This is a genomic window from Jannaschia aquimarina (assembly GCF_000877395.1).
GTDB classification, from domain to species: domain Bacteria; phylum Pseudomonadota; class Alphaproteobacteria; order Rhodobacterales; family Rhodobacteraceae; genus Jannaschia; species Jannaschia aquimarina.
On the sequence record NZ_JYFE01000004.1, the window covers coordinates 20,232 to 46,166 of the forward strand.

Annotated in this window: 25 protein-coding genes and 1 CRISPR repeat array; of the genes, 13 read left to right on the forward strand and 12 right to left on the reverse strand. The window is 65.9% G+C overall.

The window, feature by feature from the left end:
- The first annotated feature begins 193 nt into the window (after positions 1-193).
- The 6 genes from jaqu_RS00625 to jaqu_RS00650 all read left to right on the forward strand — a co-directional run bounded on the left by jaqu_RS00625 (position 194) and on the right by jaqu_RS00650 (position 5,576).
- A complete protein-coding gene (locus jaqu_RS00625; protein WP_141134396.1) occupies positions 194-568 on the forward strand; it encodes a hypothetical protein in 375 nt (124 codons plus the stop codon).
- Positions 549-1,808, forward strand: coding sequence for a hypothetical protein (locus jaqu_RS00630; protein WP_043916991.1), 1,260 nt, complete (start codon positions 549-551; stop codon positions 1,806-1,808). The genes jaqu_RS00625 and jaqu_RS00630 overlap by 20 nt, the downstream gene beginning before the upstream one ends.
- A 27-nt stretch (positions 1,809-1,835) precedes the next feature.
- Complete coding sequence (locus jaqu_RS00635) at positions 1,836-2,969, forward strand: hypothetical protein (RefSeq protein WP_043916992.1); 1,134 nt, start codon at positions 1,836-1,838, stop codon at positions 2,967-2,969.
- A 62-nt stretch (positions 2,970-3,031) separates the two neighbouring features.
- Complete coding sequence (locus jaqu_RS00640; RefSeq protein ID WP_043916993.1) at positions 3,032-3,433, forward strand: hypothetical protein; 402 nt, start codon at positions 3,032-3,034, stop codon at positions 3,431-3,433.
- A complete protein-coding gene (locus jaqu_RS00645) occupies positions 3,430-4,527 on the forward strand; it encodes a hypothetical protein (RefSeq protein ID WP_161793809.1) in 1,098 nt (365 codons plus the stop codon). The genes jaqu_RS00640 and jaqu_RS00645 overlap by 4 nt, the downstream gene beginning before the upstream one ends.
- A 23-nt stretch (positions 4,528-4,550) precedes the next feature.
- The gene (locus jaqu_RS00650) at positions 4,551-5,576 is read left to right on the forward strand and encodes a hypothetical protein (protein ID WP_043916995.1); all 1,026 of its coding nucleotides are present in this window, start codon (positions 4,551-4,553) and stop codon (positions 5,574-5,576) included.
- Between the two features lie 224 nt (positions 5,577-5,800).
- Here jaqu_RS00650 and jaqu_RS00655 read toward each other — a convergent pair whose 3' ends face one another.
- Together jaqu_RS00655 and jaqu_RS00660 are read right to left on the reverse strand one after the other, a co-directional pair.
- Positions 5,801-6,103 (reverse strand): AzlD domain-containing protein, encoded by a 303-nt coding sequence (locus jaqu_RS00655; protein WP_043916996.1) that lies wholly within the window; start codon positions 6,101-6,103, stop codon positions 5,801-5,803.
- Positions 6,100-6,804: an AzlC family ABC transporter permease gene (locus jaqu_RS00660; RefSeq protein ID WP_043916997.1), complete on the reverse strand. Its 705-nt coding sequence runs from the start codon at positions 6,802-6,804 to the stop codon at positions 6,100-6,102. The genes jaqu_RS00655 and jaqu_RS00660 overlap by 4 nt, the downstream gene beginning before the upstream one ends.
- Positions 6,805-6,905: 101 nt before the next feature.
- Between jaqu_RS00660 and jaqu_RS00665 the strand changes: the two genes are divergently transcribed.
- Positions 6,906-7,358 (forward strand): Lrp/AsnC family transcriptional regulator, encoded by a 453-nt coding sequence (locus jaqu_RS00665; RefSeq protein WP_043916998.1) that lies wholly within the window; start codon positions 6,906-6,908, stop codon positions 7,356-7,358.
- Here the strand turns inward: jaqu_RS00665 and jaqu_RS22340 are convergent.
- Both jaqu_RS22340 and jaqu_RS00675 read right to left on the reverse strand, forming a co-directional pair.
- Positions 7,298-7,729, reverse strand: a complete 432-nt coding sequence (locus jaqu_RS22340; RefSeq protein WP_161793810.1) for a Crp/Fnr family transcriptional regulator — start codon at positions 7,727-7,729, stop codon at positions 7,298-7,300. The two genes, jaqu_RS00665 and jaqu_RS22340, sit on opposite strands and share 61 nt — an antisense overlap.
- Complete coding sequence (locus jaqu_RS00675) at positions 7,726-8,055, reverse strand: ArsR/SmtB family transcription factor (protein WP_236687700.1); 330 nt, start codon at positions 8,053-8,055, stop codon at positions 7,726-7,728. The genes jaqu_RS22340 and jaqu_RS00675 overlap by 4 nt, the downstream gene beginning before the upstream one ends.
- 99 nt (positions 8,056-8,154) lie before the next feature.
- On the opposite strand from jaqu_RS00675, the gene jaqu_RS00680 reads away from it, so the two are divergent.
- The 6 genes from jaqu_RS00680 to jaqu_RS00705 all read left to right on the forward strand — a co-directional run bounded on the left by jaqu_RS00680 (position 8,155) and on the right by jaqu_RS00705 (position 12,794).
- A complete protein-coding gene (locus jaqu_RS00680) occupies positions 8,155-8,601 on the forward strand; it encodes a YeeE/YedE family protein (protein ID WP_043917001.1) in 447 nt (148 codons plus the stop codon).
- A complete protein-coding gene (locus jaqu_RS00685; protein WP_043917002.1) occupies positions 8,601-9,044 on the forward strand; it encodes a DUF6691 family protein in 444 nt (147 codons plus the stop codon). Before jaqu_RS00680 ends, jaqu_RS00685 begins: the two co-directional genes overlap by 1 nt.
- On the forward strand, positions 9,041-9,946 hold the full coding sequence (locus jaqu_RS00690; protein ID WP_043917003.1) for an MBL fold metallo-hydrolase: 906 nt from the start codon (positions 9,041-9,043) through the stop codon (positions 9,944-9,946). Before jaqu_RS00685 ends, jaqu_RS00690 begins: the two co-directional genes overlap by 4 nt.
- A 12-nt stretch (positions 9,947-9,958) precedes the next feature.
- Positions 9,959-10,324: a rhodanese-like domain-containing protein gene (locus tag jaqu_RS00695; protein WP_043917004.1), complete on the forward strand. Its 366-nt coding sequence runs from the start codon at positions 9,959-9,961 to the stop codon at positions 10,322-10,324.
- 8 nt (positions 10,325-10,332) lie between these two features.
- Positions 10,333-12,045 (forward strand): SulP family inorganic anion transporter, encoded by a 1,713-nt coding sequence (locus jaqu_RS00700; protein ID WP_043917005.1) that lies wholly within the window; start codon positions 10,333-10,335, stop codon positions 12,043-12,045.
- A gap of 146 nt (positions 12,046-12,191) precedes the next feature.
- Positions 12,192-12,794 carry a recombinase family protein gene (locus jaqu_RS00705; RefSeq protein ID WP_043917006.1) on the forward strand — a complete coding sequence of 201 codons (603 nt, stop codon included), beginning with the start codon at positions 12,192-12,194 and terminating at the stop codon, positions 12,792-12,794.
- 62 nt (positions 12,795-12,856) lie between these two features.
- On the opposite strand, the gene jaqu_RS22200 is transcribed toward jaqu_RS00705, so the two are convergent.
- The 8 genes from jaqu_RS22200 to jaqu_RS00740 form a co-directional block, all read right to left on the reverse strand.
- On the reverse strand, positions 12,857-12,979 hold the full coding sequence (locus jaqu_RS22200; protein ID WP_269078975.1) for a hypothetical protein: 123 nt from the start codon (positions 12,977-12,979) through the stop codon (positions 12,857-12,859).
- 26 nt (positions 12,980-13,005) lie between these two features.
- A CRISPR array of direct repeats spans positions 13,006-17,981; the repeat unit is 32 nt; unit sequence GTTTCGATCCACGCCCCCGCGAAGGGGGCGAC.
- A gap of 166 nt (positions 17,982-18,147) precedes the next feature.
- Positions 18,148-18,435 (reverse strand): CRISPR-associated endonuclease Cas2, encoded by a 288-nt coding sequence (cas2, locus tag jaqu_RS00710; RefSeq protein WP_043917007.1) that lies wholly within the window; start codon positions 18,433-18,435, stop codon positions 18,148-18,150.
- Positions 18,436-19,464: a type I-C CRISPR-associated endonuclease Cas1c gene (gene cas1c, locus jaqu_RS00715; RefSeq protein ID WP_043917008.1), complete on the reverse strand. Its 1,029-nt coding sequence runs from the start codon at positions 19,462-19,464 to the stop codon at positions 18,436-18,438.
- Positions 19,461-20,072: a CRISPR-associated protein Cas4 gene (cas4, locus tag jaqu_RS21275; RefSeq protein WP_043917009.1), complete on the reverse strand. Its 612-nt coding sequence runs from the start codon at positions 20,070-20,072 to the stop codon at positions 19,461-19,463. The genes cas1c and cas4 overlap by 4 nt, the downstream gene beginning before the upstream one ends.
- A complete protein-coding gene (gene cas7c / locus jaqu_RS21280; protein ID WP_043917010.1) occupies positions 20,073-21,020 on the reverse strand; it encodes a type I-C CRISPR-associated protein Cas7/Csd2 in 948 nt (315 codons plus the stop codon).
- The gene (cas8c, locus tag jaqu_RS00730; protein ID WP_052500686.1) at positions 21,017-22,789 is read right to left on the reverse strand and encodes a type I-C CRISPR-associated protein Cas8c/Csd1; all 1,773 of its coding nucleotides are present in this window, start codon (positions 22,787-22,789) and stop codon (positions 21,017-21,019) included. The genes cas7c and cas8c overlap by 4 nt, the downstream gene beginning before the upstream one ends.
- Positions 22,786-23,445, reverse strand: a complete 660-nt coding sequence (gene cas5c / locus jaqu_RS00735) for a type I-C CRISPR-associated protein Cas5c (protein WP_043917011.1) — start codon at positions 23,443-23,445, stop codon at positions 22,786-22,788. Before cas5c ends, cas8c begins: the two co-directional genes overlap by 4 nt.
- A gap of 94 nt (positions 23,446-23,539) precedes the next feature.
- On the reverse strand, positions 23,540-25,681 hold the full coding sequence (locus jaqu_RS00740; RefSeq protein WP_043917012.1) for a CRISPR-associated endonuclease Cas3'': 2,142 nt from the start codon (positions 25,679-25,681) through the stop codon (positions 23,540-23,542).
- Positions 25,682-25,935: the final 254 nt, after the last annotated feature.

Here is a 25,935-nt window from a genome sequence, read left to right on the forward strand (position 1 = left end):
ACCGAACCGACCCTGACGAAACAGGGCTGACCTGTCTTGCGGGCATACCCGGCTGCGACGTTCGCGTTTAACGATCTGATGCCGCTGCGCCGGGTTGGTGGACCTGCTACCTAGTCTTCCTTGCTTTCCCACGACGAAGGGAGCTTTAATGTCAGGGTGTCCATCAAGTTATCCGAACAATCCTGTAGTGTAGATGGCGGAAGAAAGAGTGCTCCGGGATTTGGTCGATCCAGCAGTTACTGATACCGATGAGTTGCTGCGTCGTCTTGCCGCCGAAAATCCGCAGTCCAATGCGTTTCCCGGCGATCAAGTGCGGCAGGGCAAGGCGATGCTCATGAGCTGGCGGTCGCAACTGCAGGGGGCGATTTGCGGGAAGGACCGGATCGCCAGCCACCCGGCGGTGGCCGGAACCGACAACGTGAACGACATGGTTGCCCTAGCGGCGCTGGTCGCGGCTGAAGTGCCGACCGTCATCGGCTCAGGCATCAACAAGATGCTCATTGCCGCCTTGGTCGTGCGGATCGGTATCCGGAAGTTCTGCGACGGCTATGACCCGATTGACCCCTGAGCGCATCGAACGGGTTTGGGCGGAGGCCGCCGCAAAGTATGGCCTCGACCCTGTGGTGAACGACCGGCGCGCGAGCGCGGCGCTGTTCCGGCAGCCCTACGACCTGGAGAGTTTGCCGGCAACCCTAGCGGCCATGGAGATCGTGCGGGAAAAGACGCCGGCCTTCTTCGACGCTCATGACTATGATTGGGCCTTCGGACCTGCAGTTTGGCAGAAGAGTCTCGAGGCCAACTACCAATCCAGATCGTTCCAACATCTCTCGATGCTCCATCGATCTCCCTTTCGAGACCCTGCCTGGCAGCTCGACAAGGTGGTCGTGCGCTATGCGTTTCAGACCGATGCGCTGACCGCATCGCCGTTTCATCTCGAGCATGACGGGCTGCACTTCATCACTGTGCCTTTCGTTTTCAACGAGACGTTGATGCTGCTCTTCGCGGCCTTCCTTGAGACGATCGGCGGCCAAAGCGTAGGATGGGCAGCCCTCGAAGAGGGTGACGGTTCAGGCGATGGAACGCGTATCTCGTCTTATCTCAAGCATCTACTCCTGCGCATGTTGACGACCGACGGCTTTCATCCGTCAGTGCCCGGAGAGCCGCCCATGGACGTGGTCAAGCGCGAGGTGGCGTGGTTCGCCGATGCCGAGGAGGTTGAAGGAGCGCCCGGCCCACTTAGGGATCATCTGACCATGTCGTTGGTCGACTACGCACTGGCCCATGAGCTGGGCCACCGTCTGCTTGATCATCGCGGCGTAACGCGGCTTGCTGATCTGGATGCACGTGTTGCGGCGGAGATTCATGCCGACCGAGTTGGGTTTCATCTCTTCACCACGAGCTGGGGCTGGCGTGACGAGTTGATGGATGATGCGCCCTTGGGCCAACTTGCGCGGATCATGCTAGGCCCGCTTGGCTTCGCCATCTTTGAACGCTGGTATGCGGGCGCACTGTCGGGTCTGGCGGCGGCATGCCTGAAGGCCGGAGTCGAACCGGGGTTCGATCTGGCGAGCCTGGAGACCAGACGCCAGGAATCCGAAGCCCGGATGCGCGCGACATTCGAGGCAATGGCCACTCACCAAGCGCAGAGCATCGCCAAGGGCGCGTCTTTCACGGAAGACGACAATCGCCGGATTGATCGGCTCACGCGACGTATGGTGGCGTTCCTGGGCAACATTCTGCAGCAGGCGGGTTCGGTGCCACCGGAAGCTGTCCGGCGTGCCCGCAGGGTCACTGAGCCTCTGATTTGAGTAACCAAGGGATCATTAGAGCAGTAGATGTCGAAGGCTGACAACAAAGGGCGTTTTGTCAGTATCTTCCAGTCGGATTTTGCGACTTCCGTGTTTGCGGACGTCCGGTCCGATGCGCTGCGACTGGCTGTCGCCAACTTCCGGATGTCGGCGGCCGCGGCGCTTACCGAGATCAAGAAGATGTACGATTTTCCGCGAGATGCAATCGTTGAGCTAGGGCTGTCGGAAGAAGGTGCCTTGAATGCACGCGCTCGCTACGATCCTGATACCGGGCACTATCGAGTCGAGTTTACGACCGGGTACTTGCTTTGGGCGGTTATCGTGGCCGGCTATCTAGCTCATCTTGTTCGTTCGGAGTTTCGGACCGAACGACGCCTCACCCTGTCTTTCAAGGAGTTCGAGGAAGATCTCAAAACGCTTGGTGCGCAAGAGATTTTGAACGGAGCAATTCCAGAGATTCCCCGGGAGATCGAAGGTAGCTTCTTGTTCTTCTTCGAGTCCGTCTATTTGCCTGTCCTGTTCCATGAATGCTCCCATGTCGTGCGCGGTCATTTGCCATTGCTCCGACGATATCGGTCGCAAGCGGGTCTGTGCGTTTTGGATGAGTTGATGGTACGCCGCGTTGGAGAGACGTCGAAGGCCTTCCCCTTGCGCGATGTCGAAGTGGATGCCGACATCTTCGGTGCCAGCCTTTCCAGCGAGTTTGCCTTCGCGCGATCATCCCATCTGGGCCGTTGGCGACACATGACTGGGAAGGAAAACCTGTTTGCTGAGTTTGTCGGCTATGCGCTTTTCGTCGCCGGGCAGGAGCGGCAAGCTAAGGAACTCGTCGGGAGCAGCGTACGATATCCGTCGCCGCAATTCCGTCTGATCATCCATGGCGTCGGTCACCAAGCACGCTGGATCAAAGAAAATCCAAGCGGCAACTACTTCGAGGACGTTCTCACACCCGGCTTCGAACTCTTGGCTCCGTTTGAACCAGCTTTCCCGGAAATCGACATCTTCCGGGACATTGCCGACGGGTCGGAGTCTTCGGACCTTAGGCGCGAAGTTGATCAATACTTCGCGCGCACCGCTGCAGAGCCGGACGGCATCATCGCAAAACAAGCATTGACCTGCCTACGGGATGATCCGCTACCGTCTCATCTCGGCCTGCTGTGAGCTGGTCGGAAAAGTAGTTTGTAGCACGGCTAAACGCTAACACCCGCACTGGAGATCAACGCATGATCGTCGAGGAATATTTTGATGAGAGCTCATTGAAAGTGACCATTAATGAAAGCATGCCCGACTTAATCGATGCTGATTTACCCGCTATTGCCGACCGTTTTGCATCTGAGATGATGGGAGATAGCCTTGGCTTGGCGCCGGGAGACCTGTGGCAGGCGTTCAAATCAGAAATGTACCTTCTAGTCTGTACCGACGACGCCAAGTACAAAGCTTTGAGAGAAGCAGCTGCACGCCACACGAAGAAGTCTCAAGTTCCGCTGCTGTCCGCGATCGCGGTATTCGTAGGATCGGAAATCGGCGTGGAAGCTGGTTTGTTGTCACCCTACGTGGCGCTTTTCTTTGCGTGGTCAATGAAGGTCGGGAAGGAATCAGCATGCCGAGCGATCGGCGCGTCGTGATGCAGGATCAGGCAGCCGAGGACTTCAAAGCATTTGCAAAACGCTATGGTGGAGTCTTCGATCTGCGCGCTTTCGACCACCCATCTTCGCCGCAACGTTGGATTGGTGAAATCCTCGGTGGACTGGAGACACTGACGCGCTCCTATGTGGGTGACCGGAATGGGCGAGGGGAGGCCTACGCCGCGGAAAGCGGGCTTTTCGAGAACATGGAGGTGAACGGTGCAGCGTCGCGCCGGTCGTCCGGCTATCTGTTCGGAATGACTCTTGGCGTTCCTCTGCGCCTCGCGAACGCAACTTTGCTGCTGGCGCATGACGAAGCGTTCGAACCTCGGACAACGGCTATCGATTATCTGCTTTCTGCACCGCCCTCCGCCGAGGACCCGGAGGGTTTCGAGGCGGTGATCATGGAAGCCGCAGATCCGCAGGCACTAGCATGGTCGCGTTCGATGACCTTTTTTTCGGTCGGGTTTGTCTGGATGCACGAAGCCTTTCACACGCTGATAGGCCATGTCGATTTCGCTCGCGATATTCTAGGGCTCGACATGGACGAGTTGAGCCTGACGGCCAACGATCCCTTTTATCATGAAGTGCTTCAGGCAATGGAACTCGATGCCGACGGTGCGGCACTAACGAACTTCTGTCTGACGGTCGCCGGACGACCGCGATTTGGTATTTGCGCCGACGGTAACCTTGATCCCCCCTACCGTGTGGCACAGGCTGCGGAAGGGGCATTTATCGCTTTGGCCGCAATAGAAGGTCGCCGCAGTGCGTTGACGCATGCAAGCGAAACCTCTCACCCTTGGCCCAGCCGAAGGATCGCCTCGGCACGCGGCCTGCTTTCGACCTTCGAGCGCCGTGGTCACCTGCCGAAGGGAACCATGGTTGAGTTGGCCCGGCGGATCGAACGCCTTCTGCCACATATCCAAAACCCACAGATCCTGTCGCTACTGTCAGTTCTGACGACCGACGGCAAAGTCGCCGAGGGAGATGCGGGGCGCTTAAGCGAACTGATCCAACTTGGTCGGTCTGAGTTGAAGGTCTTCGAGGAGACCTCCTTCGCACCACGTGTTCGGCTGAACGGGCCATCGAACTAGGTAACAGAAGGAGGCGATCCGGCATGGGTTGGAAGGAACACCCATACGCGCTGGCAGCGGGCGGCGCAGTGAGCCTTATCGATCAGACTGACCATGGGTGCCCTGCTTTCTCGGTAGCCGCTCAGGCTCTTGAGCAGAACCGTTCCTTCATCGCTAGGCACAAGCTGGGCGGGCCGGACTTCGAGATTTGGCTATTGCCGAGTTCCCTGAAAGCCAACGCCCGCGCGTTCGATCTTGGTGCGGTGGGCGCCGTGTTCATACATGGCGGACTGCTGACAAGACTCTGGGATGCACTGGCGCGCGTTGTTGCGGGATCGGTCTTTTTGGCGAGCCGTTTTGCGTGGAAACGGCCGGGACCCGATGCGGACGTCCCCGGCGGGCCATGGGTCGTGGCGAACGACAAAAGGTCGGCCTACTTTTTGGAGGCCTTTGGGCGAGCAGTAGAGTTCGTCATTTTCCATGAGATCGCGCATCTCCGTCGGCGTCATGTTCGGCGCTACCGCGATGCGTCCGGTCACGACTTTATCGATGAGGCCTTCGGAATGGCCTCAGAGGCCGTGGTGGGTTCGAAGCTATTGCAGCTTTTGGAGTTCGATGCCGACGCGACGGCGCTTGAGATGTGCTTGAACGCTACCTCGTGGTTTCGCGCGGAACGGGGCGAGGGATCGAGCGCACTGGAACCAGACCACCTCACCAGCGAGCTTTTTCTTCGGCTCCTGGCGGGCCCCGTGACCTTTCTTGCTCTAGATCTGGATGCAGAGCAGTCAGCCGTAAGCTACCACGGGCAACATCCTCCGTCAGTTCATCGTGCAATGCGCTATACGTTGCTGTTGGGAGACACCATCCGCTCTTTGTCGGTCGAGTCCGACATCGAGCCGTTCGTCGATCAGGCATGGACCGAACTGGGTTTTCTGGCCCGACGATTAGGTGTCAATGGCGGTCGTTGGCATCATCGACGGGACGAGCTTCTTGCGTTCGAACAATTGAACCGGATCGCCGACGAAGCGAATGCATTCTCTCGGGCGATCGATCGTGAGATGTCGTCTTAAGAATAAACTGAGCAGCTAGATCGAAGCATACAGCATCCTGCGCAGAGCCGCATACCTTGCTCTGGCGAAGTCGCTCGTTTCAGGGAAGTGCACTTCGGCGACGCACTCGCAGCCGTTCCGAACGAGTGTCATCGCGTGACGCGGCCGGAGCAGACCCTCCCGAAACAGATCCACCTCGTCACCGGATCATACGCCAGCAACACGGTTTGCCGGGACGCCTGTAATTAGATCGGGAGCAGGCTGCCAATCGCGATGAAAGCACCTACTCCGATGGCCATGGTGAGGATCACGTGGTTCGACCATGCGGCGACCGCGACCGCGACGGCAGCCGCAAGCCACGCTTGAGGTGATGCACCCGCCAGGGACGAAGCCACGAGCGCCACGACTAGGCAGCCTGGCAAGTCATGCAGAACAGCGCGCAGGGCTGGACGGCGCTCGACCGCGTCGCCGATGAACAGGCCGGTCAGACGGATCGCGAACGTGCCCGCTACGAGCAGACCGATCAGCAGCCATTGCGCCTCGGTCATGACGGGCGCTCCGGCGCGGTGCCCGCGCGACCGGCCGCCGCCAGACGCATCGCGCCCGAAACGATGACGCCCACCGCAGCCCCCCCGAGGATCGCGAACGCGCCTTCCACCTCGAACCGAACCAACACGGCCGTCGCCGCAAAGCTCGATGCGAACGGCAGGAGGTCGCGACGACCGCGCCACAGGCCGCGCGCCATGGCGATGAAGGCAGCCGTGAAAGCGAAGCCGATGCCGTAGCCCGTAAGATCGGGGACGCCCGCCCCGATCCATGCGCCCAGCACGGTGGAGCCGGTCCACATGGCGACGACCATCAGACCCGAGCCGATCAGGAAATCCGCGTCGACACTCGGATCGCGGGCACGCTCGGACATGGTCAGCGCCCAGTTCTCGTCGGCGGTGACGTGAACGGCGAGCAGCTTCTTCATCAATGGCGTCGCACGTAGGACCTCCGACAGGGACGCCATGATCCCGAGACATCGCAGGTTCAGCGCCATCCCCGCCACCACCGCGCCCGCAACCGCGCCATTCGCCGCGAACTGATCCACCGCGGCGATCTGAGACGATCCGGCGAAAACGCCGACACTCATCAGCCCGACCCCCCATGCCGGAAAGCCGACCTGAGCCGCCAGCACGCCGAAGGCGAAGCCGTAGACGGCTGCTCCGATGCCGAGAGGGAGGATAAGGGTTGCGCCGCGCCACATATCGAGACCTATAGCCGGGGCGAACGATGACGTTGTATCGAGAATACGTCTGCGGTGATGATGATACATCAGGAAAGCGGCGCGGAGGGCGTATCGAGATCATGGATACCATCGACCGCAAGCTTCTAGCACTGATGCAACGAGATGCGCGCACGTCCATCCGCGAGCTCGCTGACAAAGCTGGTGCATCCACCGCCTCGGTGCAGCGCCGCCTAAAGCGATTGCGCGAAGACGGCACGATCATGTCCGAGGTCGCGGTGGTCGAGCCGAAACGCGCGGGCTTCGGCCTTACCGCGCTCATCGCCGTGGAACTGGAACGCGACGGTCCCGACCGCGTGGATGCATTCAAGCGGCGGGCCATAGCCGAGAATCAGGTGCAGCAATGCTACTGCGTGGCCGGCGATACCGACTTCGTCGTCATCGCCGTCCTACGCGACATGGAGGATTACGAGGCGTTCACAGCGCGCTTCTTCGAAGACCCCCACGTCCGCCACTACCGCGCGTCCATCGTGGTCAGCCGCGTGAAGACAGGAAGCGCAATCCCTCTAAGGTAGGTGGTCCTCATGGGCATACGAGAGGAAAACGCCGACATCACCGCCGCGCGGAACGACTGGTCCGAGTCGAGGAGCCGATGGAAAGCTTCGGCGGGAATAGCGACGGCTTCGAGGGCCCCTTCCGCATAGCCCCATGCGCCATATGGTCGCCCGGTCAGAAGGCACGTCGTCGTCATCACGCATCCCTCCCCCGGTCCGAGCCGATAGAGCACGACGACACGTCCCGAGAGTGCAGTCTGTTCCACGCGAACGGACCCGGAGAGCGGGACGAGATAGGCCTGCCCCTCGTCACCCGGCGCGAAGAGACGCGTTCCATCCGCGGCCGATATCCTTCGGCCGTGAGCCGAGACGAGGCGGGCGAGATCGGTCACTGCGGCGCGCAGAACACGGCGTAGAGCGCGGCCATCAGCGCCCGCGTCTCGGCGTCAGCCAGGCGATAATGGATCGTCTGGCTCTCCCGGCGCGTGGCGACCATGCCGGAGGCGCGCAAACGGGCGAGATGCTGGGACAATGCGGACTGGGACAGGCCGATCTCGCGCTGGAGCGCGCCAACCGAAGCCTCGCCGGTGCCCTCATGCTCCAGCTTGGCGAGGTGGCAGAGGATCAATAGCCGCTTGGGGTTGCCAGCCTCGGCGAGGCGGGCGGCGACGTGGCCGGCCTTCGCTTCCAGCTCGGACAGGGAAGGCGACTCGGGCAAGGCGATATCCTGTATATTAGATTTGACTGATAAAGACATCTCTTATATGTATCGGGTAAAGGGCGTCCTAGCAAGGTCGGCCGATCCGAGGAGAAAGACATGCCACCCATCACACCTACCGGATCCACGCCCCTCGCTTCCCTCACGGGTGGCATCCTGATCGGCATGTCGGCCGTGATGGTGATGGTGCTCTTCGGTCGCATCGCCGGAATCGCCGGGATCACGCGTGGGGCTGTGGGCATGTCAGGGGGCGGCGACTGGGGGTGGCGATTGAGTTTCATAGCCGGGTTGATCGCTGCGCCGGTCCTGGTTGGAACCGTCGTCAGGCCGGTGGAGCAGACCGTCTCTGCCAATCTGCCGATGATGGCGGTCGCGGGCCTTCTGGTGGGCACGGGTGTCGCGCTCGGCTCGGGCTGCACGTCCGGCCACGGGGTCTGCGGCCTGGCGCGGCTATCAGTCCGCTCGCTGGCCGCCGTGTCGACCTTCATGGCCGTGGCCGCCTCGACGGTCTTCGTCCTACGCCACCTGATCGGGAGCCCGGTCTGATGCGGGTGGTTCTGGGTTTTGCTGCCGGGCTCCTGTTCGGCGTGGGTCTCGTGGTCTCTGGCATGTCGGACCCGGCGAAGGTGCTGAACTTTCTCGACGTCGCCAATTGGACCACCACCTGGGATCCGAGCCTTGCCTTCGTGATGGGCGGAGCGAGTGTTACGGCCTTTGTTGGCTACCGCCTCGCCTGGCGCAGGTCCGCGCCCGTGCTAATGGACGACTTCGACGTCCCCTCCTCCACCGCCGTCGATCGCCCGCTGCTGACGGGGGCCGCGCTGTTCGGCCTGGGTTGGGGCATCGGCGGCTTCTGCCCCGGCCCCGCCTGGACCGCCCTGCCGCTGATGGCGCCGGGCACCCTCGCCTTCCTGCCCGCGATGCTGTTCGGCCTGTGGCTCGGCGGGCGGGCCAAGGCCTCTCCCCTCTTCGCCGGAGCCTCTGCATGACCGAGCCGCTGATCCGCCATTCCCCATCGAGAGGCCCGAGCAGCCCGGACGTCTGGGGCGTATACGACGAGCCGACCGGCTCGGTGCAATATGTCGCGGCTTGCCCCGTGACCCGCAAGGCTGCGCTGATCGACGTGGTGCTGGGCTTCGATCCGAGATCCTTCGCCACGAACACGCGTAGCATGGACGCAGTCCTCGACCTCGTCGGGCACGAGAAACTGGTCGTCGAGCACATCCTCGACACCCACCCCCATGCCGACCACCTGATGGCCTCCGCACGCTTGCGCGAGGCGACCGGCGCGCCCAACGCCATCGGCGCCAAGGTTCGTGAGATCGCCGCGCTCTGGCGCGACCTCTACCATCTGCCGGACGCCTTCGATCCCAACCGGGACTTCGACCGCCTGCTCGCGGACGGCGATACATTCTCCATCGGCGATCTACCCGTCCGCGTGATGCTGAGCCCGGGGCACACGCTGGGCTCAATCAGCTTCGTGGTGGGCGAAGACGTGGCCTTCGTCCACGACACCTTGATGTACCCGGACATGGGAACATCGCGATGTGACTTCCCAGGGGGCTCGGCCGCCGAGCTTTGGGACAGCGTGCAGGCGATCCTCGCGCTGCCCGGGCCCACACGCCTCTTCGTCGGCCACGATTACGGCGCCGAGGGCCGCGAGGATCCGATGTGGGAGGCAACCGTCGCCGACCATCTCGATCGCAACAAGCATGTCCATGCGGGCGCCGACCGCGATGCGTGGATCGCCAAGCGCGAAGAGCGCGACGCCACGCTCGCGCTGCCCGACCGTATGCTCGCGGCACTTCAGGTCAATCTGCGCGCCGGGCGACTGCCCGAGGCGGAAGCCGACGGTCACCGCTATCTGAAAATGCCGCTAAATCGCTTCTGAAAGGACGCTGCCATGAATTTGAGCTTCAAGGACCTTGTCGCTGAAGCGCGCGAACGGGTCGACATTGTCGCCCCGGCGGAGGCCGACGGCCTCATCCTAGACGTGCGCGAGCCCGACGAGTTGGACCAGGCAGGCCGGGTCGCGGACGCGCTCGCGATCCCGCGCGGCGTGCTCGAGACCCGCGCCGATCCCGAGAGCCCGATGGCCGAGGCACGCCTGACCGAGGTCCGTGAAAGCGGAACGGTGGACGTGCTCTGCGCTTCGGGCGGACGCGCGGCGCTCGCCGCCGACACGCTGCGTCGCATGGGCTATCGCGCCCGCGTCATCGAGGGCGGGATCGCGGGCTGGAAGGAAGCGGGCCTGCCGACGGAAGGCTGACCCGACGCATGCGAGCGGCCCGTCTGATCCCGATCCTCGACTGGGGGCGGCGCTACGATCGCGCGGCCTTCGGGTCGGACCTGCTGGCGGCGGTGATCGTGACGATCATGCTGGTGCCGCAGTCGCTGGCCTATGCCATGCTGGCCGGCCTGCCGCCCGAGGCGGGGATCTATGCCTCCATCGTACCGATCCTCCTCTATGCGGTGTTCGGCACCTCGCGGTCGCTGGCCGTCGGACCCGTCGCGGTCGTCTCGCTGCTGACGGCCTCGGCCGTGGGCGAGGTCGCCGCGCAGGGAACTGCAGGCTACGCCGTGGCCGCGCTGACACTCGCGGGACTGTCGGGCACGTTCCTCGTCCTGCTCGGCCTCCTGCGGCTCGGCTTCGTCGCCAACTTCCTCAGCCACCCGGTCATCGCGGGCTTCATCACCGCATCGGGCATCCTGATCGCCGCAAGCCAACTCAAGCACTTGCTGGGCATCGACGCCCATGGGCACACGTTGATCGAGATCGTGGCCTCGCTGCTTTCGCACCTGAGCCAGACCAACTGGATCACACTCGCCATTGGCTCAGCGGCGACGGCCTTCCTCTTCTGGGTCCGCCGGGGCATGAAGCCCGCGCTGCGCCGCATCGGCCTGCCGCCGCTCGCGGCCGACGTCGCGGCCAAGGCCGGGCCGGTGGCGGCGGTGGTGGCCACGACGCTACTCGTCTGGGGTCTGTCGCTCGAAGAGCGGGGCGTCGCCATCGTCGGCGCGGTGCCCCAGGGCCTGCCGCCCCTTACACTGCCGTCCTTCGCCCCCGACCTGATCGCGCAACTCGCCCTGCCCGCGGTCCTCATCTCCATCATCGGCTTCGTCGAATCCGTCTCGGTCGCTCAGACCCTCGCTGCCAAGAAGCGCCAGCGCATCGACCCCGACCAGGAACTCATCGGCTTGGGCGCCGCCAACATCGGCGCGGCCTTCACGGGGGGCTACCCGGTCACCGGCGGCTTTGCCCGGTCGGTCGTGAACCACGACGCGGGCGCCGAGACGCCGGCGGCGGGCGCCTACACCGCCCTTGGCCTCGCAGTCGCGGCGCTCGCGCTGACGCCGCTGATCTTCTATCTGCCGACGGCCACGCTGGCGGCGACCATTGTGGTGGCGGTGCTTTCGCTGGTGGACCTATCGATCCTGCGCCGCACCTGGGACTACAGCCGCGCCGATTTCGCCGCCGTGGCCGCGACGATCCTGCTGACCCTTGGCTTGGGCGTCGAGGCTGGCGTGGCCTCCGGCGTGATCCTGTCGATCCTGCTTCACCTATGGAAGACATCTCTTCCCCATGTCGCCGAGGTGGGCCGCGTCCCGGGCACCGAGCACTTTCGCAACGTCCTCCGCCACGAGGTCGAGACCGTGCCCCACCTCGTGACCCTGCGCGTCGACGAGAGTCTCTACTTCGCCAACGCCCGCTTCCTTGAGGATCTCGTGCAGGCCCGCGTCACCGAGGGCTCCGGCATCACTGACATCGTGCTGATGATGAGTGCGGTCAACGAGATCGACTTCTCCGCTTTGGAGAGCCTCGAGGCGATCAATGCCCGGCTCCGCGACATGGGCGTGCGCCTGCACTTTTCGGAAGTGAAAGGCCCCGTGATGGACCGGCTGGAGCGCTCCCACCTGCTCGCCGACCTCACCGGCCGCGTCTTCCTCAGCCAGCACGACGCCTGGGCGGCTCTAACCGAGCAAACGTAGCGGATGAGTGCACCCATATGCGACATATTGATGAAACGTGCCGGCCGAACGGATCAACGTCGCAGTAGGGTTGCCATCGCGGCTATGCGACGTCTACAGTTGCAGGTCTAGACCCTACCGCGACACCGGAGGCTCAGACCCCTTCCATGCCCCGCTACGGCTACGCCCGCGTCTCCACGACTGACCAGGACCTCACCGTCCAGCGCGAGGCATTGATGCGCGCGGGCTGCACTGTGATCCGAGAGGAGAAGGTCTCGGGCACTTCGCGCCAGGGCCGGGAGGAGTTGCGGACGTTGCTGGAGTTCCTCCGGCCCGACGACGAACTGGTCGTGACCCGGGTGGACCGGCTCGCGCGCTCCATCGGGGATCTGCAGGACATCGTCCGGGAGCTGCGCACGAAGGAGGTGGCTCTCGTCGCGACCGAACAGCCCATCGACACCTCCACCGCCGCCGGCAAAGCGTTCCTCGACATGTTGGGCGTGTTCGCCGAGTTCGAGACCAACCTGCGCCGCGAGCGGCAGATGGAGGGAATCGCGAAGGCCAAGGCCCGGGGGGTCTACAAGGGGCGCAAACCCATGGTGGACGCTGCGAAGGTGCACGAGTTGCATGCCCAAGGGCTGGGGCCGGTGGCGATCGCGGCGGAACTTAAGGTCAGCCGATCGACGGTCTGGCGGGTGCTGACCGCAGACGGGCAGGGGGACCGGTCGTCGAAGGCCGTGGCCGCCGTATCTTCGGATGACGGCCCATGACCCGGAGCGGACATTCGCGCGAGGTGCGGTCGCTGCGGAGCAGCGTGCCGATTGCCGCTGTCTCATCCGCCGCAGACGATGGCGCTGTGCTTTCCGCGCAGGCTCAGCATGACGGTGATCGCTTCGTCTTTCCGATCGCTCCAGAATTGGCCATGTTCGCCCTCGAAAGGGGGCAACGCGGCCATGAAGTCGAACAATCCCTCGGGCGTGTGTGTCGATCCACGCCCCCGCGAAGGGGGCGACCGGAGCCCATCAGGTCCTTCAACATCTTGCCCAGGTTTCGATCCACGCCCCCGCGAAGGGGGCGACACGTCCCGAAGGGCGTCACCAAGCTCTACGTCCGGTTTCGATCCACGCCCCCGCGAAGGGGGCGACGCCAGGACCGGCGCCAGATCGAAGCCGTAGTCAAGTTTCGATCCACGCCCCCGCGAAGGGGGCGACGACGGTCTCTGGTGGGCAGGTGATCGTATCTGCGGTTTCGATCCACGCCCCCGCGAAGGGGGCGACGCCTCTGCAACCGGCACCTCGAAGGCGAAGCAGGCGTTTCGATCCACGCCCCCGCGAAGGGGGCGACCGGGGGGGCGCCGCACAGGCGGTGTCATTGGATTGTTTCGATCCACGCCCCCGCGAAGGGGGCGACAACTGGCGGGACAGGTGATGGCGAGGGTACCGGCGTTTCGATCCACGCCCCCGCGAAGGGGGCGACAGGGACACTAAAGCCGCCCGTCTCATACACAACTGTTTCGATCCACGCCCCCGCGAAGGGGGCAACGGCCGCCCCTTGTGCAACTTGGCCTTGTCAGACGGTTTCGATCCACGCCCCCGCGAAGGGGGCGACCGTAATGCCGTGGCGCTTGGCAAACTTACGCACCGTTTCGATCCACGCCCCCGCGAAGGGGGCGACCCATTCTTCGCGCACCATGTCTGCTTTCGGCAGCGTTTCGATCCACGCCCCCGCGAAGGGGGCGACACATCTGGGGTTGGGGCGCCAAGTGGCTTCCATGTTTCGATCCACGCCCCCGCGAAGGGGGCGACGGCGCTCGCCGGGACAATTTGGTATGCGATGTGGTTTCGATCCACGCCCCCGCGAAGGGGGCGACCGTCGGCCAAGGCAGCCTCGCCGGATCCGGGAAGTTTCGATCCACGCCCCCGCGAAGGGGGCGACGGTGCAGGAACTCGCCAAGAAAGTCGCCGCGATGGTTTCGATCCACGCCCCCGCGAAGGGGGCGACAGCGGAATGGCCACGAGTGGTAGCTGTCCTGATGGTTTCGATCCACGCCCCCGCGAAGGGGGCGACAGGGTATTGCGCGCATCACGGTTTCCGGGCACGTGTTTCGATCCACGCCCCCGCGAAGGGGGCGACGACAGCCGTCGAGATGTACAACGAAAGGGCAGGCGTTTCGATCCACGCCCCCGCGAAGGGGGCGACCCTAGCGATATTCCACTTGGAGCCGTAGTAAGGGTTTCGATCCACGCCCCCGCGAAGGGGGCGACTATCGATCGCCATGTCCCGGTGGCCGTGATGCGGGGTTTCGATCCACGCCCCCGCGAAGGGGGCGACGCTCGGCCCGGTTGGCCTGTCAGGAGGGACCAATGTTTCGATCCACGCCCCCGCGAAGGGGGCGACGCCTGGACGGTGCGCAGGGGCGCGACGGAGTTGTGTTTCGATCCACGCCCCCGCGAAGGGGGCGACGAGGGCCGAGCGGGAAACCTGCTAAAAGCTGAGTTGTTTCGATCCACGCCCCCGCGAAGGGGGCGACGAGGCGCGGTCAGGCCATCAGTGCTTTTGGCGAGGTTTCGATCCACGCCCCCGCGAAGGGGGCGACACACGATACCTGGATTGGTATCGGCGCTCGGATTGTTTCGATCCACGCCCCCGCGAAGGGGGCGACCTGGAGCCATAGGTTTGCCAGATCCTCCGCCGTTGTTTCGATCCACGCCCCCGCGAAGGGGGCGACGGTCCGGTTGCCCGCCAGCATCTTCGGTGACCGAGTTTCGATCCACGCCCCCGCGAAGGGGGCGACGCCGCTGGATTCAAATAGAGACACGGCACACCGGTTTCGATCCACGCCCCCGCGAAGGGGGCGACCCTTGATGCCGCAGTGTCCCGAGGAGAAACAGATGTTTCGATCCACGCCCCCGCGAAGGGGGCGACACGGACTTTGCGGACCTCAAGACGATTGCGCCGAGTTTCGATCCACGCCCCCGCGAAGGGGGCGACTCACGTCATAGTGATTTCTCATTACGACCTAATCGTTTCGATCCACGCCCCCGCGAAGGGGGCGACACGGCAATCCCAACAGCCCGAGCACCTGCGACGTGTTTCGATCCACGCCCCCGCGAAGGGGGCGACCCAAGCCAACTCCGTCTCGATCACACGCATCTTGTTTCGATCCACGCCCCCGCGAAGGGGGCGACTTTACCGGCTCGACTTTTCTCCTCATCAACGGATGGTTTCGATCCACGCCCCCGCGAAGGGGGCGACCGTTGGCGTCGAATGTGCCGGCGTTGTCGGAGTAGTTTCGATCCACGCCCCCGCGAAGGGGGCGACTCCGAGACGGTCATTGCCAATGCGCTTGGTGGAAGTTTCGATCCACGCCCCCGCGAAGGGGGCGACAGTGTCCGGGGAACCGTCAGTAGAACCATCAGATGTTTCGATCCACGCCCCCGCGAAGGGGGCGACCGCTACTTTCGTTTCGCTTGTTCAGCGCGCTCCCGTTTCGATCCACGCCCCCGCGAAGGGGGCGACTGGGTGCCGCCTGCTCGATATCCTCGTCGCTGGGGTTTCGATCCACGCCCCCGCGAAGGGGGCGACCGCGTCGGAAGGCGCGCGGGTGCTGTACGGTGAGTTTCGATCCACGCCCCCGCGAAGGGGGCGACGCGCGACACGCCTGACCCCGTCGCAGGCCGCAAGTTTCGATCCACGCCCCCGCGAAGGGGGCGACACGGATGCTCGAGTGGTGTTGCCATTCACATCCTGTTTCGATCCACGCCCCCGCGAAGGGGGCGACAGGACAACGATGCTCCGTTGCCCGCTGCCGGACCGTTTCGATCCACGCCCCCGCGAAGGGGGCGACCTGGGATTGCGAAAACATGACTCTGCGTTGCCCTGTTTCGATCCACGCCCCCGCGAAGGGGGCGACTCTTTGCCTAGCCTTTAATAAGCGCATTGCCGAAGTTTCGATCCACGCCCCCGCGAAGGGGGCGACAGGTTCTCTCTCTCGCGAGCCTGCCGTCCACGGTGTTTCGATCCACGCCCCCGCGAAGGGGGCGACACGTAAGTCCCGCCAATTCACGCGCGCCGAAGATGTTTCGATCCACGCCCCCGCGAAGGGGGCGACTTTCGCCCTCGGGCGCCTCGCCGCCCCCGCTATAGTTTCGATCCACGCCCCCGCGAAGGGGGCGACGTGATCCGCACCGCAGACCAAAACGCCAATGTTGTTTCGATCCACGCCCCCGCGAAGGGGGCGACATCCGACACAGAGGTAACCGAAAAACGTGCCGACGTTTCGATCCACGCCCCCGCGAAGGGGGCGACCACGCCGCTGCTGGCCTTTCGGAGGTGCGCGTAAGTTTCGATCCACGCCCCCGCGAAGGGGGCGACGAGTTTGCGCACTGCATCAAGGCCGCTGGCATCGTTTCGATCCACGCCCCCGCGAAGGGGGCGACCCGTTGAACCGGTGACGCGGGTCATTTTCGGTGAGTTTCGATCCACGCCCCCGCGAAGGGGGCGACTTGACCTCGCGCTGGAGCGACGCGAGGCTGGCCTGTTTCGATCCACGCCCCCGCGAAGGGGGCGACAGCAGCCGGGAGAGGTCGCGCGCAGCTTCGACCGGTTTCGATCCACGCCCCCGCGAAGGGGGCGACGCGCCCCATAGGGGGCGCCATTTTTCCGAAAGGTGTTTCGATCCACGCCCCCGCGAAGGGGGCGACCGCTGGCGGCTGGAATTGGGCATATGCAGACAAAGTTTCGATCCACGCCCCCGCGAAGGGGGCGACATGATATGACCAACATGGTCGTCGATGGATTCGTGTTTCGATCCACGCCCCCGCGAAGGGGGCGACGACTGGAAAGTCCCCGGAACACCGTCCCGCACACGTTTCGATCCACGCCCCCGCGAAGGGGGCGACGTTCGGCGGGGCCGCTCCCGAACTACCCGCAGCCGTTTCGATCCACGCCCCCGCGAAGGGGGCGACCTCTCTCGGTTGCGTGGCTTGGCATCACGCTACCGTTTCGATCCACGCCCCCGCGAAGGGGGCGACTGGCCAAGGGCGAGTTGTCCACCGTGGCGGCTTGGTTTCGATCCACGCCCCCGCGAAGGGGGCGACAGTCGATCACGGGTGCGATCTTCCGCGACGCCGAGGTTTCGATCCACGCCCCCGCGAAGGGGGCGACCTGCCCCGGCACGTTGGGCAGACCTGTCGCGACCGGTTTCGATCCACGCCCCCGCGAAGGGGGCGACACCTTCCCGCCGGAGCGGGTCGCCTTGTACGCCAGTTTCGATCCACGCCCCCGCGAAGGGGGCGACCTGAGTGCGGTGAAGGACAAATACGAGGGCACCCGTTTCGATCCACGCCCCCGCGAAGGGGGCGACATCCTTCCCCGACATAACCTGTCTTTGTGAATTTGTTTCGATCCACGCCCCCGCGAAGGGGGCGACCGATCTTCCGCGACACGGAGGAAACGCACGAGCAGTTTCGATCCACGCCCCCGCGAAGGGGGCGACTTCTAACGCGACCGGAGGCACGGTCGAGCGAACGGTTTCGATCCACGCCCCCGCGAAGGGGGCGACTTTCTGGAGGAGGCCGTCTGATGACTGACGAGAAGTTTCGATCCACGCCCCCGCGAAGGGGGCGACTGCGCGTATACTTCGAAGACCTGACGCGAACCTTGTTTCGATCCACGCCCCCGCGAAGGGGGCGACCTTCCGGGTCCGCGCCGTCGCCGACCTGAATGATGTTTCGATCCACGCCCCCGCGAAGGGGGCGACGGAAGACCAGATCGCGTCGGAGCCGAAGCCCACGTTTCGATCCACGCCCCCGCGAAGGGGGCGACCATCGGATATTTTTCTTCCGCAGCTTGGTGTTGGTTTCGATCCACGCCCCCGCGAAGGGGGCGACTTTCGGGGCTTTCCCGTGCCTTCCGGCATGGCATGTTTCGATCCACGCCCCCGCGAAGGGGGCGACTCCGTCTGGCTATCATGCTCTTTTCGGACAGGAAATGTCGGGCGATCTGCGAATCTCCGTGCGGTCGGCTCCTGACGGCCTCGGAGAAAGCCTCGATGACTTGCAAAACAGATGTCTACAAGGCCCGCGAACCTCTCAAGCGCCGAACGGCCGCTTGGGGTTCGCATCACACAATTATCAGATCGTCGGGGTCCTCGGACGGGCGCGCGCCGACATGCTCGACCCGCCTGCGCCATTCCCGCCCCAGAAAGTAGAACCGCAGGCTGTCGGTGGCGGGGTCGATCGCCTCGACGAGCCGAGCGCGCATCGCCGTCCAGCGTGCCGGGTCGACCTCGCATTCAAAGACCGAGTACTGGACGCGCTGGCCATGATCTTCGCAGATCCGAGCCACGCGGCGCAATCGCCGCGCGCCGCCCGGCCCGCTGGCCACATCGTAGGTCACCAGAACCAACACCTACCACACCCAGGCCGGATAGGCATCGAGGTCGCCGCGCAGGAGCCGCGCCAGCAGTTGCGCCTGGACCTGCGGCACGAGGCCGAGGGGCAGCCGTTCGTCCAGCCAGGCATGGCGCAACTCCACCCGCTTGCGATCATGATAGGCTTGCAGGACCGTGCGCCGCCCGTCCTCGGTCAAGAGCACCGCGCCCGTCTCCTGAACCTGGACGTCCCGCGCAGCCAACTGCCGCCGGTTGATCAGCGACAATGCCACGCGGTCGGCCAGGGGCGCGCGCAACTCCTCCATGAGGTCCAGCGCCAGCGACATCCGACCCGGCCGGTCGCGGTGCAGGAACCCCATCTGCGGATCCAGCCCATGTGCCTCGCAGGCCGCCCGCGTGTCCAGCGCGACCAGCGCGTAGAGGAATGACAGCACCGCGTTGACCGCGTCGCGCGGCGGCCGGCGGTTGCGGCCCGCGAAGGCGAAGGCCGGGTCGTCCACCCGGATCAGACGCCCGAAGACCGACCAGTAGGCATGCCCGGCCTCGCCCTCCTGTCCACGCAGGGCGTCGAGGTCCGGGGCGTCCAGCGCCAGCCGCGCCGCGTCGGCCAGCCGCCTCTGCGCCGCGTCCACGGCCGCGGTGCCGGGCGCGTCCCCGTAGTCGCGCAGGTGCCGTCGCAGCACGGCGCGTTGGTTGGCGACCTTGGCCGCGACGATCGCGCGGGCCACCGGCAGGGCGGCGGCGGGATCCGCGGTCGCCCGGTGCTGCGCGCGCCGTAGCAGGACGTTGCCCGATTGCGGCCCCTCAATCCGCGCCATCAGCTTGCCGGACCAGCCCAGGCAGGCCATCGAGATGCCGGATGCCGCCGCGAAGTGCATCACGTCCGGCGAGGCCGAGGTCTCGCCAAACAGGACGATCTGCCCCAGCAGGTGGGCCGGGCTGCGCTTGGCCACGCGACCGTCGATCTCCACGGCGATGGTCTCGCCGTCCTTGCGCAGCCGCGCGCCCTCGGTCGTGACGTAGAGCGTGTTGAGAAGCCGCTTCATTCCGGCACCCCCGCCCGCGCCAGCCGCCGGGCCAGCCATCCCGCGGCGGCGCGCGGCGCCTCGGGACGGCACAATCCGTTCAGCGAGCAGCCTTCGCACCGCCCGGCCTCGTAGACCGGCGAAGGTAGCGTGCCCTGCGCCATCGCCGACCGCGCTTCGGCCGCGACCCGTTCCGTCAGGTCGCGCAGGTCCGAGTCGAACGCCACCGCCTGCCGCCGCCGCCGGGCCCCGTAGAACAGCGCGCCTTCGGGCACCTCCCGGCCCGTCATCTCCTGCAGGCACATGGCTTGGGCGCAAAGCTGTACCTCGTCGGCGCGGTGCGCCTTGGGCCGGCCGCGCTTGTACTCGACCGGGAACGGGATGCCTCCCTGCATCTCGACCACGTCGGCCACCCCGTGCACACCCAGCCGCTCGGACGCGACGTGGACCGCGCGCAGCACCCGCATCCCCTCGCGGCTTTCGGGCAGGCCCTCGTCGGCGCGCTCGTGCAGGACGCGGCCCTCGGCGGTCAGGCGGTTCTCCTCCCACAAGCGCTCCACGTGGATCAGCGCGCATTGCCGGGGGCAGAACAGCCAGTGCTGCAGCGCCGAGAGCGGCAGGCTGTCCACCTACCAGGGCTCCACGACCTCCACCCCCGCAGGCAGGTCGGCCGTGTCGACATCAATGCGGTAGTCCGAGAAGGCGCGCGCCGGCGGCCAGTTGTGGCTGCGCGGGTCCCCCACCGGTACGGCATCCCCACCATCGACGCGGCTCACGGTCACGCGCTCGAACAGCCGGTGCGCCTGCGCGTTGCCCAGGTCGCTGTCATGCTTGAATACGACGAGGCGGCGAGCGGCCATCATCCCGCGCGCGGCGGACCGCTCGAGGTCCAGCATGTCGCGAAGCCCCGTCCACAGCAGCGTCAGGTCGTCCTCCCCGAACCCGGTGCGCTGCGCCAGTTTCGCGTTGACGAAGCCGTACACGCGGTAGAGGCCGTAGGGCACCACCGCCTTGCGGCCCATCGTCCGCTCCTTGTCGCGGTCCTTCTCGTTGGTCACCGACGAGCGGGTGATTGACACCTCCAGCGGCATGATCGCCTCTTCCGAGCGGGCGAAGGACAGCTGCACCGGCCCCCGAACCTGGCCCGCGTTCACGCCGGTGGACATGACGGCGCCGAAGGTGCGGACGTCCCAGAAATTGGCGCACATCCAGTCGGTCAGCGCGCGCGCCTCCTCGTCCTTCTTGGGCAGCTTCGCGCGATCCTTCGCGGCCACGTCGGGCAGCACCGCGTCCCACGCCTCGCCATGGGCCTCGTTCAACACGGCCCGCTCGGTGAAGTAGATGCGGTGCGGCGCGCGGTTGCCATGCGCCATCGCCACGTAGTTCCGAAGCTTCCGCTTGACCGAGACGTCCGACATCAGGCCGCGGTTCGTCTCCGGGTCCATCCGCGGCATGTTGCCCGCGTCCGGGTCGCCGTTGGGGTTCCCGTTCTCGACGTCGAGGAACAGCACGAAGTCGTACCGATTGGTCAGGCTGGCACCCGTCCGGTCCAGCTCCATGGTGGCCTGCTCGTTCATGCCGCGTCTCCTTCCGCGTCGGTGTCGTCGATCAGCGCGTCCGCCGCCTCTTCGGGCTTGGCATAGAAGGCCGAGATCTGGTGGTAGAAGCCGATGAAGAAGCGCCCCTGCGCTTCCAGCGGCAAGGTGGCAGGCATCTCGCCCTCCAGCGCGTCGATGATGGCGGCGACGGCGCGGTCGGCGCGGGCACCCGAACCGGCCTTCATGCCGCCCGCCTTGCGCAGCGACGACAGGTTGTGCTCGTAGCCGCGCATCAGCACCGGAAAGACCCGCGCGGGCGTGGCCGAGGCCGCGCCCATGTATTTTTGCCGCAGGCCCGCGCCACGCTCCTGATAGCTCTTCTCGGCGTAGACATACGCCCCGAAGAGCCGCCCCAGCAGATACGCGACATCGCGCGCCCCTTCATCCAGCGCCATCGGCACCTCCTGTCCATGGTTGCGCCGAAGGATCGCGGCGATCGCCGCCGCCCTCCGGCCGTCGACCTTGCCGGCCTTGGCGTCCGGCTCTCCCTCGATCCGCAGCCGCCCCATAAGCGCGGCCAGCCACGTCGCCGGATAGCGCCCGCCCGTCATGATCGCGCGCATCAACTCGCCGCCCAGGGTGGCCGGGATATTGCCCGCGTCCCGCTGGGCGGCCACGTCGTAGAGCAGCGCCCAGGGCTTCGGCGGCATCAGGGCCCCGTCTTTGGCGAAGGGGGACGGCGCGATCGCCATGTCGTCCCAGAACCGCGTCACCGCGCGGGCAAAATCGCCCAGCGTGCCCGGATGCCAGTACCGCACCGCCAGCCGCGCCGCGTTCGGCGCCAATCCCAGGACGAAGAGCCGTGCGTCCGGGTTCAGCGCCACGTCGTCGCGCCGCCGCCCCTCGGCCATGGCGCGCAGCCTGCCCGCCAACTCGGGCTCGGCGGCCGGGTCGCCCGCGCCCGCGAGCATCGCGTCGAACCAGTTCTCCGCCTCCGGCTCCTCGGCCCAGAATGCCACGGTGTCCCCGCCGATCCGCAGGTGGTTCCCCGACCCCTTGGCCAGCAGCGCGTTCAGGGCGGTCCCGTAGGCGAAGGCCGCGGCCTCCGAGACGGGCGCGTTGTCGCCCTGCTTCTTGCCGTGGGATTCGTAGGCGGCGTCGTTGAACGATACCAGCGAGGCCCCCGCCGTCTGCGCGCCCATCACCCCCTTGATCGACGGGTGCAGCCGCGCCACCGGACCCGCGCGACCCGAGACGAGGCAGATCGCATCCCCCTCCCCCGCGCCAGTCAGCAGGGCCTGCGCTGCGGGCAGATCGTGGACGAGCCCGCCGTCGCCCAGGCGGAACACCACGTTCTGATCCACTAGCCCCGCCGCGTCCGGATGGTCGGCGAACCGCTCCGACTCCCACGTCTCGCAGAACCGGTGCAACGCGATCAAAGCGGGGTCCGTGGCCCCCTCCAGCAATTCCAGATGGGCCGCGACCCAGGCCGCATGCTCGGCCGCCGTCCGCTTGCCCTGGCCGGGGCCGTCCGGCGTCTCGGTGACGCCCAGCGCGTAAGCCGTCTTGTCCCAGAAGGTGTTGGGTTTGATCCCGCTGGCACGCTTGATCGCAGCAGGGACCGTCATCCTCCTAGGGACGAACTTGTTCTTCTCGAAGCTCCCCAGCCGACGGATCTCGCTCACCGATCCGTCCCCGGCCAGCACCACCACCGCGCCGATCTTCTCGGTCGAGAACCCCGGACGCGGCCACTTCTTCTCCACCGCCCGCGCATCATAGAGCGCCGCCAACTCCTGCAGGATCGTCACCGCCCCCGCCCCTCTGCCAGGCAGGCGCCCACGTCGATGACGCCCGCCTCCATCCGCGCGCGGTAGAAGACCGAGGCGCGCCCGTTCGCATAGTCGATGTCGTGCAGCATCCAGCCCAGGTCGCGCGTCTCGGGGATCGCAGGCTCGAACCCCTCGACCAGCTCGAAATCCGCGGGGAACTCGCGCACGCCGAGGCAGGGCTGGTGGAAGCACTGGCCCTTTGCGGCCCGGCGCCGGAACATCTCGGCATGCTTACCCGGATTGTCGCCGGGCCCCGCCCGGCCGGTCATCTCGAAATGCGCCTCGATCCCGTAGGCCACGCCGACCAGGCACAGCATCGCGCGCTGCTGCCGGTCCTCGTCGACGGCCAGCGCCAGCCCGCCCAGATCCCCCGCCTTCATGGCGGATCGCGCCTTGCCCGCCGGAATCTTCGAGGCGACCTCGTTGCGCCGGATCGTCTCGAACCGGATGGGGCGCAGCACGTGGATGCGGTCGACCACCCAGCGGATCGCGGGCTTCCAATGGATCGCCTCCAGGATGCCGCGCGCCGCCGAGGGCGTCATCACATCGTAGGAGACCCGCTCCACCTTCATCTCGGGGCGCGTGAAGCAGGCGTTGCGGCCGCGGACCAGCAACTTGATTCCGGGGGCGGTCATGCCGGACAGTCTGACAGGGAGGCGTACATGGGCGGAAACTTGCTGATCTCGCACGGGCCGTCAACGGCCTAATGGTTAACGGAAAATTAACCCTTCACACGACCCATGCGCCCTCGCCGACCCCGCTCAGCCCGGCCTCCGCGTCGTACAGATCGCTCGTTTGCAGCACCGCGAACTGCTCCTCGAACCAATCCGGCGCCCACCAGGCGATCTGCCCCGCCTCCCACATCGACGACCACATCGCCCAGGGAACGTTGACGGCATGGGACTGCACCAGCTTCGCGACCGACCCGGCCGAACCGAACCGCGCCGCCTCAAGCGCATTCGACCCGACGCCCCACGGCCCGTCCAGCACGATGACAGTCCGCTCGCCGCCGGGGATAATGCGGAACGCCGCCTCCACCTGCTCGTAGGGGCAGGCGCCGGGGGTGCGCGCGATGGCCGCCAGCAGGCCCCGGACGCCGTGCACCTCCGCGGCGTCCAGCGCGTCCTCACCATACTCCCCCCACAGCCGCCGGAAGTACGACGCCACCGCGTCCTCGCCGATCGGATCCTCGTGCCCCTCGGCTAGAACCGCCCGACCAATCGCGGCGAACTGCTCCACTGCCGGCGGCGCAGGATGCTCGGACCGGAAGACCTCGACCAAGCCCCGATCAAGCCGCCCTTCGCGGTTGCAGCGCCCCGCCGCCTGCGCGACCGAGTCGATGCCCGCCGCCGCCCGCAGCACGACCGGGAAATCCACGTCCACCCCCGCCTCGATCAGCGAGGTGGACACCAGTCGCACTGGCGCCCCTTGCCTCAGTCGCGCGCGCACCTCTGCCAGCACCGCGCGCCGGTGCGCCGGAACCATCAGCGTCGACAGATGGGCCGCGCCGTCGGCATCCCGCACCGCGTCGAACAGCGCCCGGGCCTGCATCCGGTTGTCGACGATGCAGAGCGCGCGCCGCTCCGCCCGCAGCCGGTTGGCCAGCGCCGCGTCGTCCATCGACCCGACGTCGCGCACCTCCACCCGTTTCAGCGCCGCAAACAACGCTGCAGGCTCCGGCGCGATCTCGCGCGCGCCCTCCAATGCCTCGCCCGCCGGGAATCCCCCCGCCTTCGTCAGCGCGGGCTGCGTTGCCGTCGAGAGCACGACGCTCGCCCCGTAGCCCTCCATCAGCTCCCGCAAGGCGGCCAAGCAAGGTCGCAACAGGGGCAAGGGCATCGTCTGCGCCTCGTCCAGCACGATGACCGACCGGGCGAGGCTCGGGAGCTTGCGGCAGCGCTTCTTGCGGGCGGCGTGCAAGCTCTCGAAGAACTGCACCGCTGTGGTCACCACGACCGGCACGTCCCAAGACGCCCCCGACACTCGCCGCTGCTCCGCCTCGGCCTCGTCCTCGCCGTCCCAATCGGCATTCGAGTGATGCTCCAGTACCGCATCCGTCCCCAGCACGCGGCGGAACACATCTACCGTCTGCTCGATGATCGAAGTGTAGGGGATCACGTAGATTAGCCGCCGCAATCCGTGCGCTAGCGCATGGTCGAGCCCGAAACCCAGCGAGGTCAGTGTCTTGCCGCCCCCTGTCGGCACCGTCAGCGTGAAAAGGCCCGGCGTCTCGGATGCGACGTCTCGCCCATGGGACAAGACGCGGCGCCGCAGGTCGTTGACGGACCCCTCGCCGCCTATCCCGGCCATGTGGACATCGAACGCGGCGCACATCGCCTCCGTCACCACCCCCGGGGAACGGTCGGGGATACCCGCGTAGAACGCCGCCGTCTCGCGGTCGTCCGCGTCGCAAAGGGCGCCAAAAAGCATGCGCACCAGGAATTGCAGCCGGTAGGAACCGAGGGACTTGTCCTCGCGCAATCTGGCGGGCCACTCCCAGTCTGGCAGGCGGCACCACTTCGGAAGCGTGACCGCTTCGGCGGCAGCAATGCGGACGCGGAGCCTGTCGGGGTCGGGCAATCGACCGTGATGCCCGGCAATGGCCGCGGCAAGAGGGCGCGCTGCCCCGCCCCACAAGACTTTCGCCCCCTCGCCGGAATGGGCTGTGTCGTTGATCTCGCCCGAAAGCTTGCGCTGAAAGCCCGCCTTGATTTTGCCGAGGTCATGCAGCAGCCCGAGTACCTCGGCCAGTTCGCCGGCTCCGAACGGCTCGGCCCGGGCGCGAGCTGCCGCCGCGACCTGCAAGGCGTGCGCCTCGAGCGTTTCCCATTCAGATGCGGGTTTGTCGGCAAGAGAATGCGCGTAGATCATGTCGCATCAATTATCGCATAGATTCGAAGAGATCAGTCCAGCGGTTTTTACTTCCCCGTGGCTGAATGTCCCTTCCATCCGAACGCTGCCTTCTAGGCGCGGCGGCCCAGCCACTCCGACCAGACGGAGATCGCGAACGACCCGTTGCAGCGAACGACCGCTTTCCGCCCCCCCTCCTAGCATAGCATGGCCTTCATCTTATTGGATTAAATCTGCACCTGTTCGTCCTCCGCCCTCCAAAGCGCTGCCTGAAC

Excerpts from the sequence above, each read along its gene's own strand:
- jaqu_RS00705 (WP_043917006.1), top strand. The coding sequence starts at position 12,192 with ATGCCCCGCTACGGCTACGCCCGCGTCTCCACGACTGACCAGGACCTC.
- jaqu_RS00680 (WP_043917001.1), top strand. The coding sequence starts at position 8,155 with ATGCCACCCATCACACCTACCGGATCCACGCCCCTCGCTTCCCTCACG.
- jaqu_RS00665 (WP_043916998.1), top strand. The coding sequence starts at position 6,906 with ATGGATACCATCGACCGCAAGCTTCTAGCACTGATGCAACGAGATGCG.
- cas1c (WP_043917008.1), bottom strand. The coding sequence starts at position 19,464 with ATGAAGCGGCTTCTCAACACGCTCTACGTCACGACCGAGGGCGCGCGG.
- jaqu_RS00685 (WP_043917002.1), top strand. The coding sequence starts at position 8,601 with ATGCGGGTGGTTCTGGGTTTTGCTGCCGGGCTCCTGTTCGGCGTGGGT.
- jaqu_RS00690 (WP_043917003.1), top strand. The coding sequence starts at position 9,041 with ATGACCGAGCCGCTGATCCGCCATTCCCCATCGAGAGGCCCGAGCAGC.
- jaqu_RS00655 (WP_043916996.1), bottom strand. The coding sequence starts at position 6,103 with ATGACCGAGGCGCAATGGCTGCTGATCGGTCTGCTCGTAGCGGGCACG.
- cas5c (WP_043917011.1), bottom strand. The coding sequence starts at position 23,445 with ATGACCGCCCCCGGAATCAAGTTGCTGGTCCGCGGCCGCAACGCCTGC.
- jaqu_RS00660 (WP_043916997.1), bottom strand. The coding sequence starts at position 6,804 with ATGTGGCGCGGCGCAACCCTTATCCTCCCTCTCGGCATCGGAGCAGCC.
- jaqu_RS00650 (WP_043916995.1), top strand. The coding sequence starts at position 4,551 with ATGGGTTGGAAGGAACACCCATACGCGCTGGCAGCGGGCGGCGCAGTG.
- jaqu_RS00640 (WP_043916993.1), top strand. The coding sequence starts at position 3,032 with ATGATCGTCGAGGAATATTTTGATGAGAGCTCATTGAAAGTGACCATT.
- jaqu_RS00635 (WP_043916992.1), top strand. The coding sequence starts at position 1,836 with ATGTCGAAGGCTGACAACAAAGGGCGTTTTGTCAGTATCTTCCAGTCG.
- jaqu_RS00700 (WP_043917005.1), top strand. The coding sequence starts at position 10,333 with ATGCGAGCGGCCCGTCTGATCCCGATCCTCGACTGGGGGCGGCGCTAC.
- jaqu_RS00630 (WP_043916991.1), top strand. The coding sequence starts at position 549 with ATGACCCGATTGACCCCTGAGCGCATCGAACGGGTTTGGGCGGAGGCC.
- jaqu_RS00625 (WP_141134396.1), top strand. The coding sequence starts at position 194 with ATGGCGGAAGAAAGAGTGCTCCGGGATTTGGTCGATCCAGCAGTTACT.
- jaqu_RS00740 (WP_043917012.1), bottom strand. The coding sequence starts at position 25,681 with ATGATCTACGCGCATTCTCTTGCCGACAAACCCGCATCTGAATGGGAA.
- jaqu_RS00695 (WP_043917004.1), top strand. The coding sequence starts at position 9,959 with ATGAATTTGAGCTTCAAGGACCTTGTCGCTGAAGCGCGCGAACGGGTC.
- jaqu_RS22200 (WP_269078975.1), bottom strand. The coding sequence starts at position 12,979 with ATGGCCGCGTTGCCCCCTTTCGAGGGCGAACATGGCCAATTCTGGAGC.
- cas7c (WP_043917010.1), bottom strand. The coding sequence starts at position 21,020 with ATGAACGAGCAGGCCACCATGGAGCTGGACCGGACGGGTGCCAGCCTG.